Consider the following 21,782-nt stretch of genomic DNA (forward strand, 5'->3'; position numbering starts at 1 on the left):
GGCTGACTTCTCACAGTTCGTTGTTACTAGGCTAATGAAACCTCTGTGAGACCTCCACGCTTAAGGTGCACGCTCTTTCTCTCCATATATCCGCCACATTTACTCTGCTACTACAAATGTGATAGTTATTAGACTTCGTTGTTCCTTGCCAACTTATCTCTCGTAGCCTAGCCTTATATGTGATTTCTGTCCGTCGGACCGGAGATTTGCTTACAGCTTCCTTCAGATTCCACCTCACAATGGACACCCTTGCTGTTCGGCTATACACTTCCCACTATCTGGGCATGTTCGGGACTTTCACCCATTAGAGCGCGCCCATGGCGCGCAAACAAGGGGCAGGACTATAAAAATCCTGCCCCTAAATTATAACCTAAAAATATTATTTCAAAAGCTCTAATCTTGAAGGGTCGTTAGCAAATACTTCCTTTGCGTTGTCTTTTGTAACAACTACAGGTGGTAATTCGTAAATACGAACATTCTTAACACCATTGTCTACTTCTACATCTGTTGCAGGCATACCATTGCCAGCCTTAAGAGAATCGATGATTTCGATTGTCTTTGCTACAAGATCATTTGTTGGCTTTGCAACAGTAGAATACTGACGTCCTGACCATACCCACTCAACTGACTCATTCTCAGCATCAAGACCAGATACTACAGGAATTTCCTGACCAGCATTCTCACATGATGTGATAATTGCACGAGCGATACCATCGTTAGGTGAAAGAACACCGTCGATTTCCTTGTCTGAGTAGTTACCTGCAAGAAGTGAATCCATTCTTGACTGTGCCTTAGCATTGTCCCAATCAACAGTTGCGCACTGTGTGAAATCTGTCTGACCAGATACAACTACAAGTGTTCCGTCATCAATCTTTGGCTGTAATACTGACATAGCACCTGTGAAGAAGTTTGGAGCGTTAGGATCAGCAGGGCCACCACCGAAAAGCTCGATGTTGTATGGAGCCTCACCCTTCTTCTCCTCAAGACCCTGTAAAAGAGCCTGAGCCTGAAGCTCTCCGGTCTTTACAGAACCGAACTGAACTACTCCATCAACACCTGATGTGTTCTCAAGAAGACGGTCGTAACCAATTACGTATACACCAGCTTCCTTAGCCTGCTCAAGCACAGCACCAAGCTGAGAACCATCAACAGGACCTACAACGATAACCTTTGCACCGTTCTCAATCATAGACTCAATCTGCTGTTGCTGCTGAGTAACCTTTTGGTCAGCTGCCTGAACGATTGGCTTGTAGCCTGCCTCTTCAAGCTGTGCTGTAAACATTTCCTCAGCCTCTTTCCAGTTCTGAGTTCCAAGCCATGGAAGAGAAACACCAATTGTTGCTCCATCTTCGAAACCTGGGAAAGACTCCTCGGCTGTAGTCTCAGTTGTTTCTGTTGTTTCTGTAGTCTCGGCAGCTGTATCTGTTGTAGCAGCCCCCTCTCTACTTCCCCCACATCCGGTGAATGTAGCAAGTGCCATTGTTGCTACCATTGCCATAGATAAAAGTGTTCTTTTTTTCATTAAATACATCCTCCTTCTTTAATGCACTATTGTGCACCTTTGTTATATTTAAGGCCCGTGTTTTCCACAGCCATGCCTTCATTTATAAACCTTTTATTTTGTGGTTTTCTTAGCTTCATTTCCACCAAATAATCTTCCAATGATTGATGCCTTGCCTGTCTTCTTGTTGTAAACATCAAATGCTACTGCTGCAAGAAGTACAAAGCCCTTGATAACCTGAGTCTTATCAGCACCAACACCCATAAGCATCAGTCCATTGTTAAGAACTGCCATTACCATACCACCGACGATAGTCGCAAGAATTGTACCAACACCACCTGATACTGCTGCACCACCGATGAATACAGAAGCGATAGCATCCATCTCCCATGAAGTACCATCTGCTGGACCTGCTGCTGTTGAACGTCCTACAAAAAGGATACCTGCAACTGCTGCAAGGAATGACATGTTCATCATTGTAAGGAAATAAGTTCTCTTTACATTTACACCAGATAAAGCTGCTGCCGCCTTGTTACCACCAACAGCATATACGTGGCGACCAAACTTTGTACGCTGTGTAATGATGTGATAGATAATTGTTAAAAGCAAAAGTATAAGGCCTGGTACTGGGAATGATGTTCCAACTCGTCCTGAACCAAAAAGGTATGTAAAATATCCGATAAGCACAGTCATAAGTGCGATTCTTGTTACTACAGCCCAAAGTGGGGTTACACCAACCGGGGAGGTCTTTGAGCGATTGTATTTACGAATCTGGCCAACTGCGAAACATACAATTCCAATAAGTCCAAGAACGAGTGTAGAATTGTTCATTCCTGTAAATGAAGGACCCCATTCAGGTAAGTATCCAGCGCCGAACCACTTAAGCTCTTCTGGAGCTGGAACTGAAATAGAACGAGAAATCCAAATTACACCACCACGGAAAATCATCATGCCACCAAGTGTTGTGATGAAGCCTGGTATTCCAAGCTGTGACAGGAAGAAACCATGCCAAGCACCAGCTAAAATACCAATAGCAAGAGCAATAAGAACCGCTACCCACCAAGGTACATTGTAGTTTTTAGCCACCAGTGCCATTACCATTCCGGCGAAGCCCGCCACCGAACCGACTGACAAATCAATTTGACCAATTACGATTACCATAAGCATTCCAAGTGCAAGCACAAGGACATATGCATTACCAGATAAGAGATTCTGGAAATTTGATGATGTAAGCATTCTTCCATCTGAAATAACATTAAAAATAAGTATCAATAAGCCTAACGCAACTACCATTGTGTATTGGCGAAGATCTCCGCCCAATACCTGTTTTATATATTTCATAAATCTATCCTTCCTTTCAAAATACCAAACATCTATGACTTTTTCGATTTTTCTGAGTTATAATTCTAAGCTTTAAGAGTTTGATGTGATTGTCATCTTCTTCATTAAGCCTTCCTGATTTGCTTCATAGCTCATCATCTCACCAGTAATTGTGCCCTCGAAAATTGTGTAAATTCTATCTGCCATTCCAAGAAGCTCTGGAAGCTCTGAAGAAACAAGAATTACTGCTTTTCCCTGATCTGCCAACTGATGAATCAGCTTGTAGATTTCATATTTTGCACCTACATCTATTCCTCGTGTAGGCTCATCCAAAATCAAAATATCAGGCTCGGTAAACATCCATTTTGAAAGGACTACCTTTTGCTGATTTCCACCTGAAAGAGTTGTAACTCCAACATCAATACTTGATGTTTTTATCTTGAGTGATTTTCTGTATTCCTCGGCAGCTGATTGCTCCATATCAGGACTTAAAAGACCACCCTTTGTTATCTTATCAAGGTCAGCTGAAACCACTGTTTTTCTGATTGAATCAAGCAGATTCAGACCTAAGTTTTTTCTATCCTCTGGAACGTAAGCAATACCATTTTTGATTGCCTGCTCAACTGAATTAAGGGTCACCTCACGGCCCTTTATCTTTATAGAACCACCTCTGTAGATTCCATAATTTTTACCAAATATAGAACGCATCAGCTCTGTTCTGCCTGCACCCATAAGGCCTGCAAATCCTACGATTTCACCAGCCCTTACATTGAAGCTTGAGTTCTTGCAAACCATTCTGCCTGCAACCTCTGGATCCTCAATGCACCAGTTTTTTACCTCGAAAATAATATCGCCAATCTTTGGCTCATGCTCTGGATATCTGTTTTCGATTGAACGACCAACCATAGATTTAATGATTTGATCCTCATCAACCTTACCAGCCTCCACATCGTAGCTTTCCACTGTGTGTCCATCGCGGATAACTGTTACTGCATCAGATACCTCTGCAATTTCGTTTAATTTGTGGGAAATCATGATACAGGTGATTCCCTTATCTCTAAGTCCCTTCATCAGCTCTAAAAGATTTGCTGAATCTGCTTCATTTAATGCTGATGTTGGCTCATCCAAAATCAAAAGCTTTACATTTTTTGATAAGGCCTTTGCAATTTCCACCAGCTGCTGCTGACCAACACCAAGATGTTTGATTAATGTATCTGGGTTAATTGTAAGTCCTACTTTTTTGAGAATTTCGCTTGTTCTTGCTCTCTCCTCTGCCCAATTTATCAATCCCTTATGAGTAATTTCATTTCCCATGAAAATATTCTCTGTGATTGAAAGCTCAGGAATCATTGTCAATTCCTGATGAATAATTGCAATACCTGCATGCTCGGATTCTTTGATGTTTTTGAATTTCATTTCCTGGCCCATATATATGATTTTCCCATCGTAGGTACCATATGGGTAAACACCTGACAGAACCTTCATCAGCGTGGATTTTCCTGCTCCATTTTCACCGCATATTGCGTGAATGGAACCTGTGTGAACATTGAGATTTACATCATCCAACGCTCGTACACCTGGAAATTCTTTCGTAATCCCTTGCATCTGAAGGATATAAGAATTGCGTTCCATAGTTAATACTTCCTCCCTTTTATTACCTAAAACAAGCTCTATTTTCTAACTAGATACTCGCTTGGTTTCCTAAGCATTTTGTCAGTTGCTATCGCAGCTGCACCGTAAAGTGTAGGGTCGATTGTAAGCTCTGATATTTTTATCTGCACCCTACTGCTAATTTCTGGTAAAATCCTCTCCTTCACAATCCTGTTTATTGTTGGAAGCATTAGATTTCCCCCTTGTGAAATGCTGTCACCAATGACTATAATTTCTGGATCATAACAATTAATTAAAGTCACACATCCATAGCCTATGTACTCAGCTATTTCATCTACCAATTTGAGAGCTTTTTCATTACCCTCCTTTGCAGCAATAAAAACTTTATTGCATGCTTCCCATCTATTTGTAATTTCCTCCTGAAAAATTTCAGGAAGAAGCTTTTTGGCTTTCTTCAGCATGGCTGTTGCTGAACAATACAGCTCCAAACAGCCTCTGTTACCACACTCACAGGCTGGTCCCTTTACATCTATACTGACGTGTCCTATCTCACTTGCTACCCCTAAATTTCCAAGCAACATTCTGTCGTGATCAACTATCCCTGAACCAACTCCCTCTCCCACAAGGAAGTAGGTAAGTGAATTTAATGGTCTTCCATGATTTCCAAACCACCATTCAGCAAGTGCACCCGCATTAGCATCCTGCTCGATAAAAAATGGCTTATCAAATTCGTTTTGGAACTCATCTATAAAATTTACATCATGCCAGCTTGGCATCCTTGTTACCATGGCTATTCGACCTTCTTTTCTTAAATAAGGCCCAGGTACTGCCATTCCAATTGCAACAATGTTTTTGTATTTATTAAGCAGTTCATGAATTTGTTTTTTCATTTCAGCTAAAACATCTTCTGCAAATTCATCTAAACCAAATTCTGTTTCCTGCTTCGTGTAATTTTTTCCACAAATATCAAAAACCCCGATTGAAAAAACGTGCCTTGAAAACTTTACCCCAACAACCAAGTTCTTTTCGGCATTTAGTCTGAGTCCGATAGAGCGACGATTGCCGTTTCCCCTGACAAAGCCCACCTCGGAAACAATTCCCATTTCAATGAGAACTGCAACTATTTTTGTGACAGATGCTTGTGTTAGGCCTGTCATTTTTGCTATATCTGCCCTCGAGCATCCATCAGTCTGCTGGAGTATTCTAACAATAGCTGAACGATTCATCTCCACTAAATCGTTTGTATTGTTCCCCGCTACCTCTTTTATTTTATCCATACCTTCTCTCCAGAAATTGTATTTCAAGAGTTAATTACTTAACGTTGTTAATACATTAATTCATGAGTGTACTCTGGTCAATATAATTGCTAAAATTATTTGATTTTTGTAAATCTTAGTGATTTTTCCGTTGAATATTTTGTAAAAAGCACACAATTTTCAATGTTTTGCGACATTATGTGAGTATTTTCAGTCAACCTAATCATCATTTAGGGGATTTTGAGGGTTTTAGCAGATGGTTATTTGAGCGTTTTAATCAAAGATAATCAACAAAATGCTCAATTAGTATTATTTTGCTATAGCGATAGCAAAATTGTGCTATTGACTTTTCCACACAAAACTAGATTTTTTTGGAGGGCTCAAGTACGTAAGATTTTTTCTGCTAAGATTTTTAATGAAATTTATTTAGAAAAAAAAGATTCTGCGTCTGACTGTTTGCAGGCACAGAACCTTTTATATTAGAATTCTATTTTGATTTACACTTTTAAAATTAGAATAAGCTCTTTACTGTTGGGTAAAGCTTCTTGAACTCCTGATATCTCTCTTCGTATTTACGAATTAATTCTGGATCAGGCTCAACTGTTGTCTTAACCTTTACAAGCTTGTCGCAAGCCTCTTCAACTGATGCGTACTCGCCGCAGCCTACTGCTGCAAGGATAGCACCACCAAGTCCTGGGCCTTCCTCGTTCTCAAGGATATCAAGCTTAAGGTTCATAACTGAAGCGATAATCTGCTGCCATAATGGGCTCTTTGCACCACCACCACAAATCTTAGAACGCTCAATCTTAATGCCCTGGCTACGTGCTACCTCAAGTGAATCACGAAGGCCAAAAGCAACCCCTTCAAGAACTGCCTGTGTCATATCCTCACGTGTAGTATCCATTGACATTCCGATGAACATAGCACGTGCATCTGGATTGTTGTGTGGGCTACGCTCTCCCATAAGGTATGGAAGGTAGAATACACGGTTTTCACCAAGCTTCTTGATGCCTGCCTGCTCTGCTGGATAATCCTTTGTCTTAAGGATTTCATCCATCCACCACTTGTTGCATGATGCAGCTGAAAGCATACATCCCATAAGGTGATAGCCACCATCAGCATGGTCAAATGAGTGAAGTGCGTTTGCAGGGTCTACTGTAAAGTTCTTGCTAGAGATGAAGATTGTACCAGATGTACCGATTGAAAGATTGCACTTGCCCTCTCCAACTGTACCTGTACCAACTGCTGCAGCTGCGTTATCACCAGCACCAGCAATAATCTTAACATCATTTGTGAATCCGAGCTCTGAAGCAACCTCAGGCTTGATTGTACCAACTACCTCGTAGCTCTCATAAAGCTTTGGAAGCTGAGACTCTGATACCTTGCAGATATCCATCATCTCTTTGCTCCAGCAACGATTCTTAACATCAAGAAGAAGCATACCGCTGGCATCTGAATAATCTGTACAGAAGCTTCCAGAAAGCTTGTAAGCGATGTAATCCTTAGGAAGCATAATCTTTGCAACCTTAGCCCAAAGCTCTGGCTCGTTCTCCTGCATCCAAAGAATCTTTGGAGCTGTAAAACCAGCGAAAGCAATATTTGCTGTGTACTCAGAGATCTTATCCTTTCCAATTACATTATTAAGATATTCTGTCTCCTTACCTGTACGACCATCATTCCAAAGAATAGCTGGACGGATTACATTGTCATCTGCATCAAGTGTTACAAGACCATGCATCTGACCACCAAATGAAATACCAGCAACCTTTGTCTTATCTACCTCTGAAGTAAGCTCCTTGATACCAGCTACTACCTGAGTCCACCAATCTTCTGGCTTCTGCTCAGACCAGCCTGGATGTGGGAAGCTGAGGGCATATTCTTTTGATACGATTTTCTCGATTTTTCCGTTACCTTCCATAAGAAGAAGTTTTACAGCGGAAGTACCAAGATCAACACCAATGTAATACATAATATAATTCTCCTATATTTTTAAACGGGAAAGCGCACCCATTGTGATTCCCTTCGGGAAAGAGGGTGCGCTGTGGCAATAAGAAATCTTCCCAGCAAAGCTGGGCCCCTTCTTATATGCTATTTCCAAGGGTTCTCTGTTGGATAACGAACGCCTGCTGGCTGGTTGTATCCGATTTCGTCAACCTCAACTCCGATGTACTTAAATACCTCGAAGAGTGACTTTCCGAAGTGTCCGAATGCAACAGCTCCGTGATGTGGGAATCCCTTTTCGATTAACCAGTGACGGTAGAAGCGTCCCATCTCAGGGATTGCGAATACACCGATTGAACCAAATGACTTTGTGCGAACATCAAGAACTTCCCCCTGTGCAATGTAAGCGCGAAGCTTGTTGTCAGCTGTAGACTGAAGTCTGTAGAATGTGATTTCACCTGGAGCGATATCACCCTCAAGTGTTCCGTTTGTAACCTCTACAGGAAGTGCACGAGCCATAATCTTCTGGTTTCTCATCTCGCAGAATGCAAGCTTTCTAGAGCATGTATTTCCGCAGTGGAATCCCATAAATGTATCCTCAAGTGTGTAATCTGTCTTACCCTTGATTTCCTCATTGTACATATCCTTTGGTACTGAGTTGTTGATATCGAGAAGTGTTACAACATCCTCTGATACAACTGTTCCGATGAACTCTGAAAGACATCCATAGATATCAACCTCGCATGAAACAGGGATTCCTTCACCTGTAAGACGTGAGTTTACATAGCAAGGAACGAAACCAAACTGTGTCTGGAATGCAGGCCAGCACTTGCCAGCGATTGCTACGTATTTACGATATCCCTTGTGATCACGTACCCAATCCTTAAGTGTAAGCTCATACTGAGCGAGCTTCTCAAGAACCTCTGGCTTCTTGTTACCAGCGCCAAGCTCCTTCTCCATATCTGCAACAACCTCTGGGATACGGCTATCACCAGCATGCTTATTGAAGGCTTCGAAAAGATCAAGCTCTGAGTTCTCCTCGATTTCAACACCAAGGTTGTAAAGCTGCTTGATTGGTGCATTACAAGCAAGGAAGTTCATTGGTCTTGGACCAAAGCTGATAATCTTAAGATCTGAAAGTGCGATTACGGCACGAGCGATTGGCTCGAAGTCGTGAATCATATCTGCACAATCCTCAGCATCTCCTACTGGATACTCTGGGATATAAGCCTTTACATTGCGAAGCTGAAGGTTGTAAGATGCGTTAAGCATACCGCAGTAAGCATCTCCTCTACCATCGAGAAGGCTGTTGCCTGACTCCTCAGCTGCTGCACAGAACATCTTAGGTCCGTCAAAGTGCTTAGCAAGAAGTGTCTCAGAGATTTCTGGACCAAAGTTTCCAAGGTATACGCAAAGAGCGTTACATCCAGCCTTCTTGATATCCTCAAGAGCCTGTACCATGTGGATCTCACTCTCAACGATACATACTGGACACTCATAGATATGCTCTGCGCCGTACTTCTTTGTATATGCAGCGATAAGTGCCTTTCTTCTGTCTACTGATAAGCTTTCTGGAAAGCAGTCACGGGAAACTGCTACTACACCAATTTTTACATTTGGCATGTTATTCATTGTCATTACCCTCCTTAATACTACCGGCTTCCTTTTACATAAAAATAAAAGCCTCTAAAACGTTTATTTTGTATGATTATAATATCAGACAAAAAATTTTAGAGACTTTTAAAAATTTACTACGTGATGGAATTTTTTTGACCTTCTTTTGTTGATTATGTCAAAAATTTACTTCATTTCACGGATAAGATTGACCATTTCGATAGCTCCCTGAGCGCATTCAAAGCCTTTATTACCAGCTTTTGTGCCTGCTCGCTCAACAGCTTGCTCGATAGTATCTGTAGTAAGAACTCCAAACATTACAGGGATTCCTGCATTCATACTTACCTGCGCCACCCCCTTTGAAACCTCAGAACATACATAATCATAGTGAGAGGTTGCACCGCGGATTACTGCACCAAGACAGATTACAGCGTCATATTTTTTACTCTCTGCCATCTTCTTTGCAATAAGTGGAATCTCAAATGCGCCAGGAACCCATGCCACATCAATGTCCTCTTCCTTTACATTTTCACGCTTAAGACCATCGATGGCTCCGCCTAATAATTTTGATGTGATGAACTCATTAAAACGAGCCACAACAATACCTACCTTCACACCTTCAGAAACTAATTTTCCTTCGTAAACTTTCATTATCATTATCTCCTTCTTTTATTTATGCATCTTTTACTTCTAATATATGTCCCATTCTTGCTTTCTTTGTCTTCAGATAGAACACATCATATTTATTTGCTTCTATTTCAATAGGCACTCTCTTGGAAATCTCCATTCCATAATCAGACAGCTGGTAAACCTTGTCAGGGTTGTTTGTAAGAAGCTCCAGTGAATGTATTCCAAGGTCACGCAAAATCTGTGCACCTGTGTAGTACTCTCTTAAATCTCCAGGGAACCCTAGTGCAATGTTTGCATCTAAAGTATCCATTCCCTCATCCTGAAGCTTGTAGGCCTTTAGTTTATTCACAAGACCGATGCCACGTCCTTCCTGTCTCATATAAAGAAGCACGCCGCGTCCATTTTTTGCTATGGCCTTCATGGCTGCATCAAACTGCTGACCACAGTCGCATCTCATAGAGCCAAACACATCACCTGTAAGACACTCCGAATGAACACGACAAAGTACATCCTTGCCATCTGTAATATCTCCCATAACAAGAGCCACGTGATGCTCACCATTAAGCTTGTTGATATAGCAGTGTGCCATGAACTCGCCATAACGTGTAGGCATCTTCGCTATAGAAACACACTCCACCAGCTTGTCATAGACCTTTCGGTATTCCACAAGCTCAGGAATTGTAATAAAGGTTATCCCCATATCCTCTGCAAGCTTGCGCAATGCCTCGCCTCTCATCATTGTGCCATCCTCTGCCATAATCTCACAGCAAAGACCACACTCCCTAAGTCCTGCCTGCTTCATCAAATCCACAGTGGCCTCTGTATGACCCGGGCGCTCAATCACACCACCTGCTTTGGCCACCAAAGGAAACATGTGCCCTGGTCTTCTGAACTCCAGAGGACTCACGTCATCCTTCACACAGCTTCTTGCTGTAAGTCCGCGTTCTGCTGCAGATATACCTGTGGTTGTATCTACATGATCAATGGATACCGTAAATGCGGTTTCGTGATTATCCGTGTTGTGACTTACCATAGGTGGAAGTGCCAGCTTATAAGCAAGCTCCTCACTCATTGGCATACAGATAAGACCTCTTCCCACTGATGCCATAAGGTTTACATTTTCCGTGGTGGCAAACTCAGCGGCACAGATAAAATCTCCTTCGTTCTCTCGGCCCTCATCATCCATAACCATGATGACCTTGCCATTTTTTAAATCATCAATAGCTCTTTCAATCGACTCTCTTCGCATTTTTCTTCCCTTCCTAAAAACTTCTTTATGTATTTTCCAACCACATCATTTTCCAGATTTACGATGTCTCCGATTTTTTTATGACCTAAAACTGTCTCCTTTAAGGTGTGTGGTATGATACTTACTTTAAAGCTGTCACGGCTTACGCCCGCCACAGTCAGGCTGATACCATCTATAGTGATGGAGCCCTTTTCAACTATTCCATCAAGAATTTTCACGTCCGTCTTAATCTCAAACCAGACTGCGTTGCCATCCTGTCTTATATTTTTTATAATGCCCGTACCATCGATATGACCACTTACTATGTGTCCTCCAAATCGTCCATTTGCAGCCATAGCTCTTTCCAAATCTACTGGGCTTCCAACAGTAAGCGAACCTAGGCTGGAACGTGAAAAAGTCTCATTCATCACATCAGCGGAAAAACTGTTTGCACTATACTCCACCACAGTCAGGCACACCCCATTTACAGCAATACTATCTCCCATATGGATATCCTCAAGGATTCTGCTGCAATTTATGGTAATTCGCTGCTGCCTCCCGCCTCTTTCGATTCTTTGAACCTTTCCCAGTTCTTCAACTATTCCAGTAAACATTAGTAAACAACCTCATTTTCTATGATCAAATCTTCACCTGCCCAAACAGTCTCGATAGGATTCAGACGAATGGCATCATTTATATTTTCAATTCCAAGTCCTTCCACAGGTGATTTGCTGTTTCCTCCGAAAATCTTTGGAGCCATATGGACATGAATCTCATCTACAATCTTGCTTTCCAAGGCACTGTAGTTCAGCGTTCCGCCTCCCTCTAGAAGTACGCTGTCTATACCCATTTCTCCCAGTCTTTCCATCAGGATGTTTAAATCAATTCCATTTTCTGCCTGAGGAATATTAATTACCTTACAACCATTTTTCTTATACTCAGCAACCTTCTTCTTATCACATGATGATGTAGCAATTATCGTCTCGATTTCATCTGCGGTTTTTACCACCTTTGATGTTAATGGAGTTCGTAAATGCGAATCACAAATAATTCTCACCGGATTCTTTGCTGGTTCCTCAAGCCTGCAATCAAGACCAGGATCATCCATTATTACAGTAGAAACTCCCACCATAATTCCCGACAGATTCTTCCTGAGCCTGTGAACATTTTCTCTCGCCTCATCGCCAGTTATCCACTTTGATTCTCCTGTCACCGTGGCTATCTTTCCATCAGCTGTCATTGCATATTTCATAACTACGTAAGGACGTTTTGAAACCATGTATTTATTGAACACACGATTCAGCTTTTTACATTCTTTCTCAAGCAATCCCACTTCCACTTTGATACCATATTCCATGAGAATCTTGGCACCTTTGCCAGCCACTACAGGATTAACATCAAGGGTGCCAATAACTACTCGTGTAATACCACTTTCAATAATGGCCTCTGTGCAAGGAGGCGTCTTACCATAGTGACAACATGGCTCCAAGGTGACATACATTGTGGCTCCCTCAGGAGACCCAGAACAATCTCCCAACGCATTTCGCTCTGCATGTAAATCACCATATTTTCTGTGGTAGCCTTCACCAATAATCTTCCCATTCTTGACGATTACAGCTCCCACCATTGGATTCGGATTTACGAATCCAGCACCAAGCTTTGCAAGCATAATCGCACGCTGCATGAATTCTTTGTCTTCCATTCTTTTCCTCCATTAAAAAAGGCCTTGAAAAAATTTCAAGGCCCAATATAGTTCATCCCTATAACTAAGAAAGCTCTGAGACTATAAAATAATCTCAGAGCATATACGTTCCACAAATAAACTACCATCTTCTTTCATCCAGACTTTACTGTCGGCTTCGGAATCACACCGAATCATGCCTTGCGGCTCGTGGGCTATACCACCGGTAGGGAATCTCACCCTGCCCTGAAGATACTATTCAATTGAGTAAATACTACGACACCTTCTCACTGCTGTCAAGAATCAAAAAAAATTTTATTTTTTTCAAATTAGGGGTTGCAAAATTTTAAAAACCTTATATAATAATTATCGTTGCTGTTGAAAAACAGCTTTACATATAAGCGCGACTAGCTCAGCTGGCAGAGCACCTGACTCTTAATCAGGGTGTCCAGGGTTCGAACCCCTGGTCGCGCATTCAAGCATCAAGTGTTTTACTTGGTGCTTTTTTTGTGCCCAAAATATCAAAAAAGAACAGCCTCAAAATGAAGCTGCTCTGTCATGATCCTCTATTTAGTTGTTCTTTCTGTACTCACTTGGAAGTACTCCATATTTCTCCCTAAAAGCATTTGAAAATGCCTTTGAATTAGGAAATCCATTACCAAGGGCGATATCAACAATCTGTCCTCCTGTCTCTTCAAGCTCACGAACTGCATGCTCCAAACGGATGCCAAGAAGATAATCCTTGAAATTAATACCCGCATGCTTCTGGAACATACGAGACAGATAAGATGGTGAATAGTTAAACTGATCTGCCATCAACTCAAGTGAAAGAGGCTCTGCATAATGATCCTTCATGTATCTTGTAATGCTGGAAAGCTTCTTTAACTGTTTATTACTCTTTACAATTTCCTCGTTAACATTGAACTTACGATACTTGGTAACAAGGATATACAAAAGCTCGTAGTATAAACTAAGCACCTGAAGCTTATTGCCCTCTTCTCCATTTGTGTAAATAAGATACATCTCCTGAAGAAGGGTGAAAACACGGTGATCAGATTCCCTGTCGCCGTGAGAGAACCAAATAAACTGTTCATCTGTAAAATATTCCGCAAAAGTATCTTGCGGTATCTGAAGCACCACTGTTTTATTAGGGTTTGGTGCTAAAATACTGTGTACCTCATTGCTGTTTACAATAACAAATTCACCGTTACTAAGTGGGAATTTCTTGTCATGAAGTGTGAAATCAAGCTTGCCCTCCCATACTGCGAAAATCTCAATCGAACGATGCCAATGCTTGTCACGAATATAATTGCCACTTGCTCCCTCAAATGAAAAAAGCTTGAAAGGAAGCCCCGCATCAGTGACTACTACCTCGTGCTGATAATCCTTTAAATCCATCTAACATATCTCCATAAAATACCTGCAGTCTCCATCTTCCTGATAATACTGGAAGCTGAATCCCAATTTCTCTAATAACCTTCTGCTTGCTTTGTTTTCAGGGTCACATCTGGCTATGAGACTTTTCATGCCATATTCCTCCCTTGCAAGCTGAACTATTTTCGAGCAAACCTCGTAGGCTAACCCCTGCTTCCAACGGTCTGAGGCAATGCAAAACCCTAACTCTGCCTGACCATCTTCTGTGCAAGTCTCCCTTATCTCGATTCCTGCTCTACCAATTAGTCCATTCGTAATTTTATCATAAATCAGCCACATTCCAAAGCCATATAGCTTATAAATATAGTCGATATAATTCTGCTCATATGCCTTCTCTGCCTCATAATCAAAAAGCGGTTCCATATAATCAGTCATTCCCGGCTTATTGTAAAGAGCCACCAAGTCATCCAAATCTTCCATAGAAAACTCTCTTATGTATGTACGGGCGGTCTCACCTATATCCCAGGGAATACCAGCGCACCTGCGGTAGATATTTTCAAAGACTTCATCGTCAACCTCATCTACTTCAAGTAAAAGATGTTCACACTTTAGCCCTGTAATATCATCGTGCTCATAACCTGCCACCGGAATACCATTGGCAATGCACTCATCAAGAACAGCCTGGCTATCCGAGAGTACAAGAACCCCTTGCGGATAGTCAGGCTGTAATTCACCTAGCTTATTAACTTTGATAGTGCTCTTAAGATAAGTTGTCACTAATCTCTTCTCCTGCCGTTAACGATGTAAACCAATCTGAGCAACTGAAGAATTGTAGCAAACAATGCTGCAACATATGTAAGAGCTGCTGCCTTTAATACCTTTGTAGCTCCTGCATGCTCTTCACCCTCTAAAATATGATCCTGATCTAAAATACGAAGTGCTCGAGCGCTGGCATCAAACTCTACAGGTAGTGTTATCAACTGAAAAGCCACAACAAATGTGAATAAAAAGATTCCAAGCTGAGCAAGTGGTGTATAACCAATCAAAAGACCAATCAGAATAACTGGCCATGAAATCCATGAACCAATATTTGCAAGTGGCACTGATGCTGAGCGAAGCTTAAGTGGTGCATATCCCTCCTGATGCTGAATAGCATGTCCACACTCATGGGCTGCTACACCAAGGGCAGCTACGCTTGTCTGACCATAAACTGCATCTGAAAGACGAAGCACCTTTTCATTTGGAGAATAATGGTCAGTAAGATTACCTCTGATTCTCTCGATTCTTACATCATAAATACCTGCTGCATGTAAGATGTGCTCTGCCACCTCGTTGGAGGTGATTCCTCTATAATTTCTGAGCTTGCTGTACTTTGCATAGGTTCTCCTAACATTTAAAGAAGCAAGTCCGCTGATTGCAGCTCCAATTAGTACTAAGATAATTGTCCAATCATAACCATATCCGTAATACATCTGCATCCTCCTAAATAAAGAATATTTATCTTTCTTTAGTATAATTGTTTGTAGCTCAGATTACTAATAAAATAAGTATAAAAAATTTATAAAAAGGCTCCCGGCAATTTCGCCGAGAGCCCATATAATTCATTATTTATGTTACATCAATTCTACATGACATTGTGTATATCTTACCATTGGATTTCCTCATACGGACTGTTACATTGGCAGAACCTTTATTAACAGCTATAACCTGTCCGTTAGAGTCTATCGTAACTACGTTAGCATCCGAGGTGGTATACGTGCAATTGAACTGCTTGTCTGTGCTATTAAGGTAATCCATATCTATTGCAACCTGCGCCACATCTCCTGGCTTCATTGAATGATCTGAATCCTCTGGAAGAGATATGTCACCTTCGTTAGTACCGTTATTTGCATACTTTCTTGTGCTAGTGCTCTTTGCTTCCGTAGTCTCAGCCTTTGCTGTGGATGTGGAAGTCGATGATGTTGTCTTACTGTCTGAAGTTGATGTAGTTTTTGTACTGCTAGATTTTGAGGATTTACTATCAGAAGACTTACTGTCTGTAGCCTCCTCCTCAGGCTCCCCAAGCTTAACGTACATAGCTGGGCGAATCGAATCTCCTCCATAATAATACATTCTGTGAATGAGCTTATCTGTGTCATTTCCAAACAAGCCATAAGTTGGATCATCGTAGGTGTTCGTCCTCAGAGGAAACATATATAATGTCTCATTCTTAATTGTATCCTTATTAGCTGTATACTCATCACTGGAAAGGAAGAAAATATAATCTGCTGTAGTTGTCTGGGAATTGTAGATTGCCATATTTAAAGCATTCTTTTCCTTACCGCCAACATAATCTGCATCCATGGATGTATCATGGTAATAATTCATTATAGAATTCTTGGCGTCCTGCTCAGAAAGTGTGGTCTTCTGAATCATTTCACGTTCAGCATCATTAAAACACTGCTTATAAAAAGTCTGATTTAACCAGCCTCTCCAGTAATTTTCAGACCATCTTACATATCCTGCCTTAGTTCCATTTTGCTTGAACATCTGTGCAATTGCTTCTCTATAAGCTGTTACAGATTTTGAAGCAAGTGGTTTTCGTGTTGTTACAAAAGCCATCTTTGTCTTGTCATCATAGGTCAATATAGTCCAGCTAATTATTCCACCATCTATATTTCCAAAGGCTATGTTATCACCAACTGCATACGTTGCATTTCCAGAACCTTTTTTCTTTGCAGCCTCCGCTGTTATTGGATTAGCAATAAAAGAGGCCAGCATAATTACTGCCATCCCAAAAGCCATTAAATTCTTAAGATTTAAATAGATTTTTTTCATACTCAACCCCTGCTAATTATTTACATTTTTCTTCATGTCTACACTTCAAAACATTTATCGACAATTATTATTTTGAGTTTAGCCTCCCTCCTATTTTTTTGTAACTATTTCACAGTATTGGTAATTGTAAATTAGCTATTCTGTTGATATACTGAAAAAAGTTTTTCTAATCAACAAGGAGTACCAAATGACTAAAAAAGATATGCTTAATTTATTGCACAAGGAAGAACCCGTTTTACGTGCAGAAATCACTGCTCTTTACTCAGTTTTAGATCACAAGCTGGGTTTACATGGTGCAGATGTTCCTATAACCTTCGGAATGGATGAAAAAGCTTTAGGCTCTTATCTGCCACCATCTTATGATAATGAAGAACAATTTCAGTTCTCGCTTTTCTTTATTGGCTTCTGTATGAACAATCAGCTTACAAAGGCTGACAGAGTCAATCTTTACAAACATGAATATGCTCACTACATGACAAGACACATTAGCATTCCAGAAAAGTATAATTGGCAGCCAGGTGTACACGGCAGTGCATGGAAATATTGCTGTTCACTCATCGGTGCTATTCCAGCTGATTACTATATAGAAGACGCTAGCATCCAAAAAATTGACTACGATTCCGTACTCGAACGTCCTAGCGTTGACCACAAGCAGGTACAGATGCTTGATACTTATCGCACACAGAAGATGTATGCAAATATGGAAAATGCAAAGATTAAATATGAAGTTGGTGATGTGGTTACACATCCAAAGTTCGGAGAAGGCACCGTTCAGGAAATAGAACAGCAGCCTGCATCTGTAAGACTTCACATTGCATTTGGTGATGAGATTAAAATAATAGACCAGAAATGGTTGGTTAAGACCGGATATAAAAAAGTTGCAGAGCGCTAAGCGTTCTGCAACTTTTTTAATACAGCATCTAAGGTTTCTTCTAAATTCAATCCGTGTTCATCTACGATAACATCTGCGTACTTCTCATAGAGAGGTACACGCTCTTCATATAAAGACTTAAGATTTTGACCATCTTTTAACACGACCCCACGCCCTTTAAGACTTCCAAGTCTGCTATCAAGCGTTTCATAATCAAGCTTAAGGTATACTACAGTTCCAATTTCTTTCAGATGCGCCATAGCCTCGTCTCCATAGATTACGCTACCACCTGTGGAAATGACCGTCTTATCCGTCTGAATTCCAGCATTAACATCGTTTTCAATCTTCAGGAAACCATCTACACCCTCATCTGCAATTATTTCCTTTAAAAGGCGTTTTTCGCGTTTCTGAATAAGCAAATCTGCATCAACAAACTCAAAGCCTAATTCCTTTGCTAGAACAACGCCCAGTGTACTTTTTCCTACTCCAGGCATACCGATTAAAACAATGTTATTCATATGGCACCTCTTCAATAAATATTTTTAATGTGTATTATGCCATAGTGTTTTTTTCTTTGCCAGTTGTTTTTCAAATCTATCATCACTTTTTGACAAAACTGTTATTTTATTTCTTAAGAGATCGTGTGGTTTATTTAGTCGTTTGAGTTATAAAACATACTTAAGAAAACAATGTGAATAATTACGATGATTTATAAACAGGATGTGCATAGTCGGGATGCCAATATAAAAAAAAGATGATAGAATGCTGAGTTGTTGTTTTTATTGAAAGGGAAAGAAATGGATATTAACTGCGGTAATTCCTCTTATGAGGATAACAGAACAGCGGAAGTAAAGTTTCGTGATGCTTCTATTGTTTTAACAATTCTCTTATCTGGTGTTGGTGTTTGGATAATCATATATGCCTTTTGGGAACACCTGGGTCGTCCAGTTCCTGTTTCATATATGGTTCAGGCTGTTGATTTGCTAGGTGTGATTATGTGTGCCACCGCATGGCATTTCACATCAACCTTCTCAATAAAGGAGCTTGGCTTAATACCAGATAATCCAAAAAAGACTTTTTTACAGACATTAATCATATGTGGATTCTCCCTTGTAATCCTTGCAGCAATAAAAATATTTGGACAACTATATGATCCTAGCTTGTTTCAAACCGAGAGAGGCTTCTTCGATATTCGAAGATTTAATTCATATCAGGTTCTCTATCTTATTACTTCTTTCATACAGGAATTTACAGCCAGATGCATCATGCAGACTGGCTTAAAAAGAGTTTGCGCAATAAAGCATAAGACCATTTATGCAATAATACATGCATCAATTATTTTCGCAATCTTCCATATTGAATATGGCTTTTGGTTCATGATTGGAGCTGCTGTCCTTGGCGGTATTTTAGGAATCATTTATGAAAAACAAAAGACCATTTTTGGCGTTTGGTTTATTCACTGGTTCTTGGGAGTTGCAGCATTTTTGTTCGGAATAATTAATCAGTAAAAGCCTTCAGAATCGTTGATTCTAAAGGCTTCATTTGCTCTCGATACATTATCACTTCAATTTACCATATTTTTGTATGTACTTCATAACAACCATCGTTATTATCAAAACTATAAATATTGATATAGATAAAACACCTATTGATTGCAATGCATCTTCATAAGTTACTAATGAACCCATCCATTCTCTATAAGAAATACATAAAAATATATTAGCTACGCTTACAAAGACTGCCGAAGCAGCTACTATTTTCATATGTTTTAATTTATACCATTCATATTCAAATAATCCTATACTAGCTAATGTAATACTGCCCAATATTTTTGAAAGAAGCGGTCCATAATTCTCAGGTGCAACATAAACAGCTAGCAAATCGAAATAATAAATTGCTCCAATCATGATAACTACACTCGCTACGAATAATAACAATGTAATTAGACTAATGATTCTATACTGATTATCTCTTTTATCCTCACACACCAGACTTTTTCTAGTGGTACTTCCAATCAATATCAAATTGCAAATCACTAGGAACACAATATCATACTTAAAATTCCAACTGTAGCCCTTTCCTGAAACAAAAGCAAAATAAAACCGTATTAAAATAATAATTAAGATTATTATATTTGAAATTATATCTATTTTTCTTCTGACCGAATCTCTTGCCTGTATTTTGACTATCCTTAATAACTCTGAAAGTGCTTCTTCTTTATCCTCAGAAGATTCTCCACTAACAAGCTTTTCGATACTGATATCAAGACAATTAGATAAATCTTCTAGAATCCCTACATCCGGAAAACTGTCCCCATTTTCCCAACGTGATATTGCTTTATTTGATACCCCTAAAATATCCCCTAATTCAGTTTGTGTATATCCCTTTTGAAGACGTGCACTCTTTATAAGTAAACCTGTCTTTTCCTTATCCATGGATATTCCCTCCTAAGATAAGGATGCAATATTAAGAACATTTATGCAATCTATTTTAGCGAGAACAATATAAATTGAGTCGGTTACATTTTGACACCAACTGGAGACAACTTGTCACCAGTAAATAATCTTACTATAGATACATACAATAACAAAAAAAGCCTTCATATGAAGACTATTTTTCAAACAACTCTGGCTCTGTCTCTTTTAATATATCCGCAAGTACCTTGTAGTCTAGATACTGCATTCCTTCATTGCCTTGATTTATTTTATTTGAAAGCTTACTACCATAATAGATAGCCATTGCTTTCTCTAGAGAAACATTGTTTTCTTTTGCTATATAAGAAATCAATCTCTCTTCCAAGCTTTCCTGGTATACCTGTTCTAATACTTTATCATCCATTATTTAACCTCATATGAAGAACTATAAGTCAAAAGATTATCTATAGCTTTTTGCGATATAAAAGCTATCTGGTCATAAGTTTCATATACCTTGATTTCTTTCAAAGCTCTATCTCTATCCCAGATGCCTTGATGATACATATCTACAACTCTAAAAACCTTATCATCAGCTACTTTTCCAATGATGATATCATATTGTTTGTATTCTTCATTTCCATCTCTACATGAGCATACAAAATCTATCCACTCTATCAAATCATCAGAAAATGTTTTTACCTTAAAGGAATCATAATCAGCTTTCAGTTCGTAACAGTTAACTATAGACACATCCTTATTAAAGATATCAGCCTTTCTTCTAGCCCATTTTTCAGCCTGTTCCTTAACTGTAGTAATATAAAAACCTTTACCAAAATCTAATGGTCTATATGAGTGATTAATATCTGGCTTCTTAATTACATCAATTCCTCCATGGTAAACAATCATATTTTAACACCTCTTGCATTTAAATAATCTGTAATGTCATCAATAACATAGGACGTGCTTTGAGTATGAATTATATCAAAATGCTTAACTAAATAATTATTTATACAATCAACACTACTAAGCATAGTATAAACCTCGGATGGTAGTTTCCCCCACTTATTAGCACAAGCATGAATCATGTAGATTACAAACGAAAAAGATTCTTGATTCATCTATTTAATCTCCTTTGTTAAATTAACTCCTACATAAATAATATAACAGATTCCTACATAAAAGAAAAAGGGGCTGTCGCTTTAGATGATTAAATCATCTAAGCGAGGCCCCTTTTTCTTACCATAAATTGTGGATTTGAGAAATGGTTTTCATTGTTATTGTGAAAAATTGAGTACTTTAACAAGCCGATGTGATAATCGGCGCATTGTTGCCTTTTTCATTTTGAAGTGTCAAAAATTATGAGGCTTTTTTCAATTCAAACAGGTGTGTTCCTGTTCGCTCAGCAGCAATCTTATGATGTAGCTTATTTATATCATAGCCGATTGCCAGCAGTATGCTCTGTGCAAGAACATTTTCTTTTCCACGATACAGATATCTTCTGAAGTTCATGTCTTCTTTCACGTT

Annotated in this window: 21 protein-coding genes, 1 tRNA gene, 1 pseudogene and 1 riboswitch; of the genes and pseudogenes, 3 read left to right on the forward strand and 20 right to left on the reverse strand. The window is 39.7% G+C overall.

The window, feature by feature from the left end; translation table 11 throughout:
- Positions 1 to 379: 379 nt before the first annotated feature.
- The 10 genes from BLP54_RS14930 to ribD all read right to left on the reverse strand — a co-directional run bounded on the left by BLP54_RS14930 (position 380) and on the right by ribD (position 12,803).
- Positions 380 to 1,522: a substrate-binding domain-containing protein gene (locus BLP54_RS14930; RefSeq protein ID WP_090171265.1), complete on the reverse strand. Its 1,143-nt coding sequence runs from the start codon at positions 1,520 to 1,522 to the stop codon at positions 380 to 382.
- A gap of 93 nt (positions 1,523 to 1,615) precedes the next feature.
- Positions 1,616 to 2,842: a sugar ABC transporter permease gene (locus tag BLP54_RS14935; RefSeq protein ID WP_090171268.1), complete on the reverse strand. Its 1,227-nt coding sequence runs from the start codon at positions 2,840 to 2,842 to the stop codon at positions 1,616 to 1,618.
- 72 nt (positions 2,843 to 2,914) lie between these two features.
- Positions 2,915 to 4,453: an ATP-binding cassette domain-containing protein gene (locus tag BLP54_RS14940; RefSeq protein WP_090171271.1), complete on the reverse strand. Its 1,539-nt coding sequence runs from the start codon at positions 4,451 to 4,453 to the stop codon at positions 2,915 to 2,917.
- A 38-nt stretch (positions 4,454 to 4,491) separates the two neighbouring features.
- Positions 4,492 to 5,709, reverse strand: coding sequence for an ROK family transcriptional regulator (locus BLP54_RS14945; RefSeq protein ID WP_090171274.1), 1,218 nt, complete (start codon positions 5,707 to 5,709; stop codon positions 4,492 to 4,494).
- A 490-nt stretch (positions 5,710 to 6,199) separates the two neighbouring features.
- Positions 6,200 to 7,657, reverse strand: a complete 1,458-nt coding sequence (gene xylB / locus BLP54_RS14955; RefSeq protein WP_090171280.1) for a xylulokinase — start codon at positions 7,655 to 7,657, stop codon at positions 6,200 to 6,202.
- 119 nt (positions 7,658 to 7,776) lie between these two features.
- Complete coding sequence (locus BLP54_RS14960) at positions 7,777 to 9,261, reverse strand: L-fucose/L-arabinose isomerase family protein (protein ID WP_090171283.1); 1,485 nt, start codon at positions 9,259 to 9,261, stop codon at positions 7,777 to 7,779.
- A 168-nt stretch (positions 9,262 to 9,429) separates the two neighbouring features.
- Positions 9,430 to 9,894, reverse strand: a complete 465-nt coding sequence (gene ribH, locus BLP54_RS14965) for a 6,7-dimethyl-8-ribityllumazine synthase (RefSeq protein WP_090171286.1) — start codon at positions 9,892 to 9,894, stop codon at positions 9,430 to 9,432.
- A 22-nt stretch (positions 9,895 to 9,916) separates the two neighbouring features.
- Positions 9,917 to 11,122 carry a bifunctional 3,4-dihydroxy-2-butanone-4-phosphate synthase/GTP cyclohydrolase II gene (locus tag BLP54_RS14970; RefSeq protein WP_090171289.1) on the reverse strand — a complete coding sequence of 402 codons (1,206 nt, stop codon included), beginning with the start codon at positions 11,120 to 11,122 and terminating at the stop codon, positions 9,917 to 9,919.
- On the reverse strand, positions 11,083 to 11,715 hold the full coding sequence (gene ribE, locus BLP54_RS14975) for a riboflavin synthase (RefSeq protein ID WP_090171293.1): 633 nt from the start codon (positions 11,713 to 11,715) through the stop codon (positions 11,083 to 11,085). Before ribE ends, BLP54_RS14970 begins: the two co-directional genes overlap by 40 nt.
- Complete coding sequence (ribD, locus tag BLP54_RS14980) at positions 11,715 to 12,803, reverse strand: bifunctional diaminohydroxyphosphoribosylaminopyrimidine deaminase/5-amino-6-(5-phosphoribosylamino)uracil reductase RibD (RefSeq protein ID WP_090171296.1); 1,089 nt, start codon at positions 12,801 to 12,803, stop codon at positions 11,715 to 11,717. Before ribD ends, ribE begins: the two co-directional genes overlap by 1 nt.
- A 122-nt stretch (positions 12,804 to 12,925) precedes the next feature.
- A riboswitch (FMN riboswitch) is annotated at positions 12,926 to 13,040 on the reverse strand.
- A gap of 143 nt (positions 13,041 to 13,183) precedes the next feature.
- Between ribD and BLP54_RS14985 the strand changes: the two genes are divergently transcribed.
- Positions 13,184 to 13,256, forward strand: a tRNA-Lys gene (locus BLP54_RS14985).
- A 96-nt stretch (positions 13,257 to 13,352) separates the two neighbouring features.
- Here BLP54_RS14985 and BLP54_RS14990 read toward each other — a convergent pair.
- From BLP54_RS14990 to BLP54_RS15005, 4 genes are all read right to left on the reverse strand, one after another.
- A complete protein-coding gene (locus tag BLP54_RS14990; RefSeq protein WP_090171299.1) occupies positions 13,353 to 14,180 on the reverse strand; it encodes an AraC family transcriptional regulator in 828 nt (275 codons plus the stop codon).
- Positions 14,181 to 14,933 carry a GNAT family N-acetyltransferase gene (locus BLP54_RS14995; RefSeq protein ID WP_090171302.1) on the reverse strand — a complete coding sequence of 251 codons (753 nt, stop codon included), beginning with the start codon at positions 14,931 to 14,933 and terminating at the stop codon, positions 14,181 to 14,183.
- A complete protein-coding gene (locus BLP54_RS15000) occupies positions 14,933 to 15,628 on the reverse strand; it encodes a zinc metallopeptidase (protein WP_090171305.1) in 696 nt (231 codons plus the stop codon). The genes BLP54_RS14995 and BLP54_RS15000 overlap by 1 nt, the downstream gene beginning before the upstream one ends.
- A gap of 136 nt (positions 15,629 to 15,764) precedes the next feature.
- Positions 15,765 to 16,973 (reverse strand): Ig-like domain-containing protein, encoded by a 1,209-nt coding sequence (locus BLP54_RS15005; RefSeq protein WP_090171308.1) that lies wholly within the window; start codon positions 16,971 to 16,973, stop codon positions 15,765 to 15,767.
- Positions 16,974 to 17,160: 187 nt separating this feature from the next.
- Here BLP54_RS15005 and BLP54_RS15010 point away from each other — a divergent pair, with 187 nt between their 5' ends.
- Entirely contained in the window at positions 17,161 to 17,865 is a 705-nt protein-coding gene (locus BLP54_RS15010) for a hypothetical protein (protein ID WP_242870725.1), read from the forward strand.
- Here BLP54_RS15010 and BLP54_RS15015 read toward each other — a convergent pair.
- Positions 17,862 to 18,362 (reverse strand): shikimate kinase, encoded by a 501-nt coding sequence (locus BLP54_RS15015; RefSeq protein WP_090171311.1) that lies wholly within the window; start codon positions 18,360 to 18,362, stop codon positions 17,862 to 17,864. The genes BLP54_RS15010 and BLP54_RS15015 overlap by 4 nt on opposite strands.
- Before the next feature lie 279 nt (positions 18,363 to 18,641).
- Here BLP54_RS15015 and BLP54_RS15020 point away from each other — a divergent pair, with 279 nt between their 5' ends.
- Entirely contained in the window at positions 18,642 to 19,352 is a 711-nt protein-coding gene (locus BLP54_RS15020) for a CPBP family intramembrane glutamic endopeptidase (RefSeq protein WP_090171314.1), read from the forward strand.
- A gap of 51 nt (positions 19,353 to 19,403) precedes the next feature.
- Here the strand turns inward: BLP54_RS15020 and BLP54_RS15025 are convergent, their stop codons facing one another.
- From BLP54_RS15025 to BLP54_RS16425, 5 genes and pseudogenes are all read right to left on the reverse strand, one after another.
- Positions 19,404 to 20,279 carry a helix-turn-helix domain-containing protein gene (locus BLP54_RS15025; RefSeq protein ID WP_090171317.1) on the reverse strand — a complete coding sequence of 292 codons (876 nt, stop codon included), beginning with the start codon at positions 20,277 to 20,279 and terminating at the stop codon, positions 19,404 to 19,406.
- A 175-nt stretch (positions 20,280 to 20,454) separates the two neighbouring features.
- Positions 20,455 to 20,682 (reverse strand): hypothetical protein, encoded by a 228-nt coding sequence (locus tag BLP54_RS15030; protein WP_090171320.1) that lies wholly within the window; start codon positions 20,680 to 20,682, stop codon positions 20,455 to 20,457.
- Positions 20,682 to 21,164 (reverse strand): DUF3990 domain-containing protein, encoded by a 483-nt coding sequence (locus tag BLP54_RS15035; RefSeq protein WP_090171323.1) that lies wholly within the window; start codon positions 21,162 to 21,164, stop codon positions 20,682 to 20,684. The genes BLP54_RS15030 and BLP54_RS15035 overlap by 1 nt, the downstream gene beginning before the upstream one ends.
- Positions 21,161 to 21,376: a DUF3791 domain-containing protein gene (locus tag BLP54_RS16370; RefSeq protein ID WP_028248494.1), complete on the reverse strand. Its 216-nt coding sequence runs from the start codon at positions 21,374 to 21,376 to the stop codon at positions 21,161 to 21,163. The genes BLP54_RS15035 and BLP54_RS16370 overlap by 4 nt, the downstream gene beginning before the upstream one ends.
- A gap of 238 nt (positions 21,377 to 21,614) precedes the next feature.
- A pseudogene (locus BLP54_RS16425) lies at positions 21,615 to 21,782 on the reverse strand (IS5/IS1182 family transposase); the annotation flags it as partial.

The sequence above is a fragment of the Pseudobutyrivibrio sp. 49 genome (genome assembly GCF_900100545.1).
Taxonomy (GTDB): Bacteria; Bacillota; Clostridia; order Lachnospirales; family Lachnospiraceae; genus Pseudobutyrivibrio.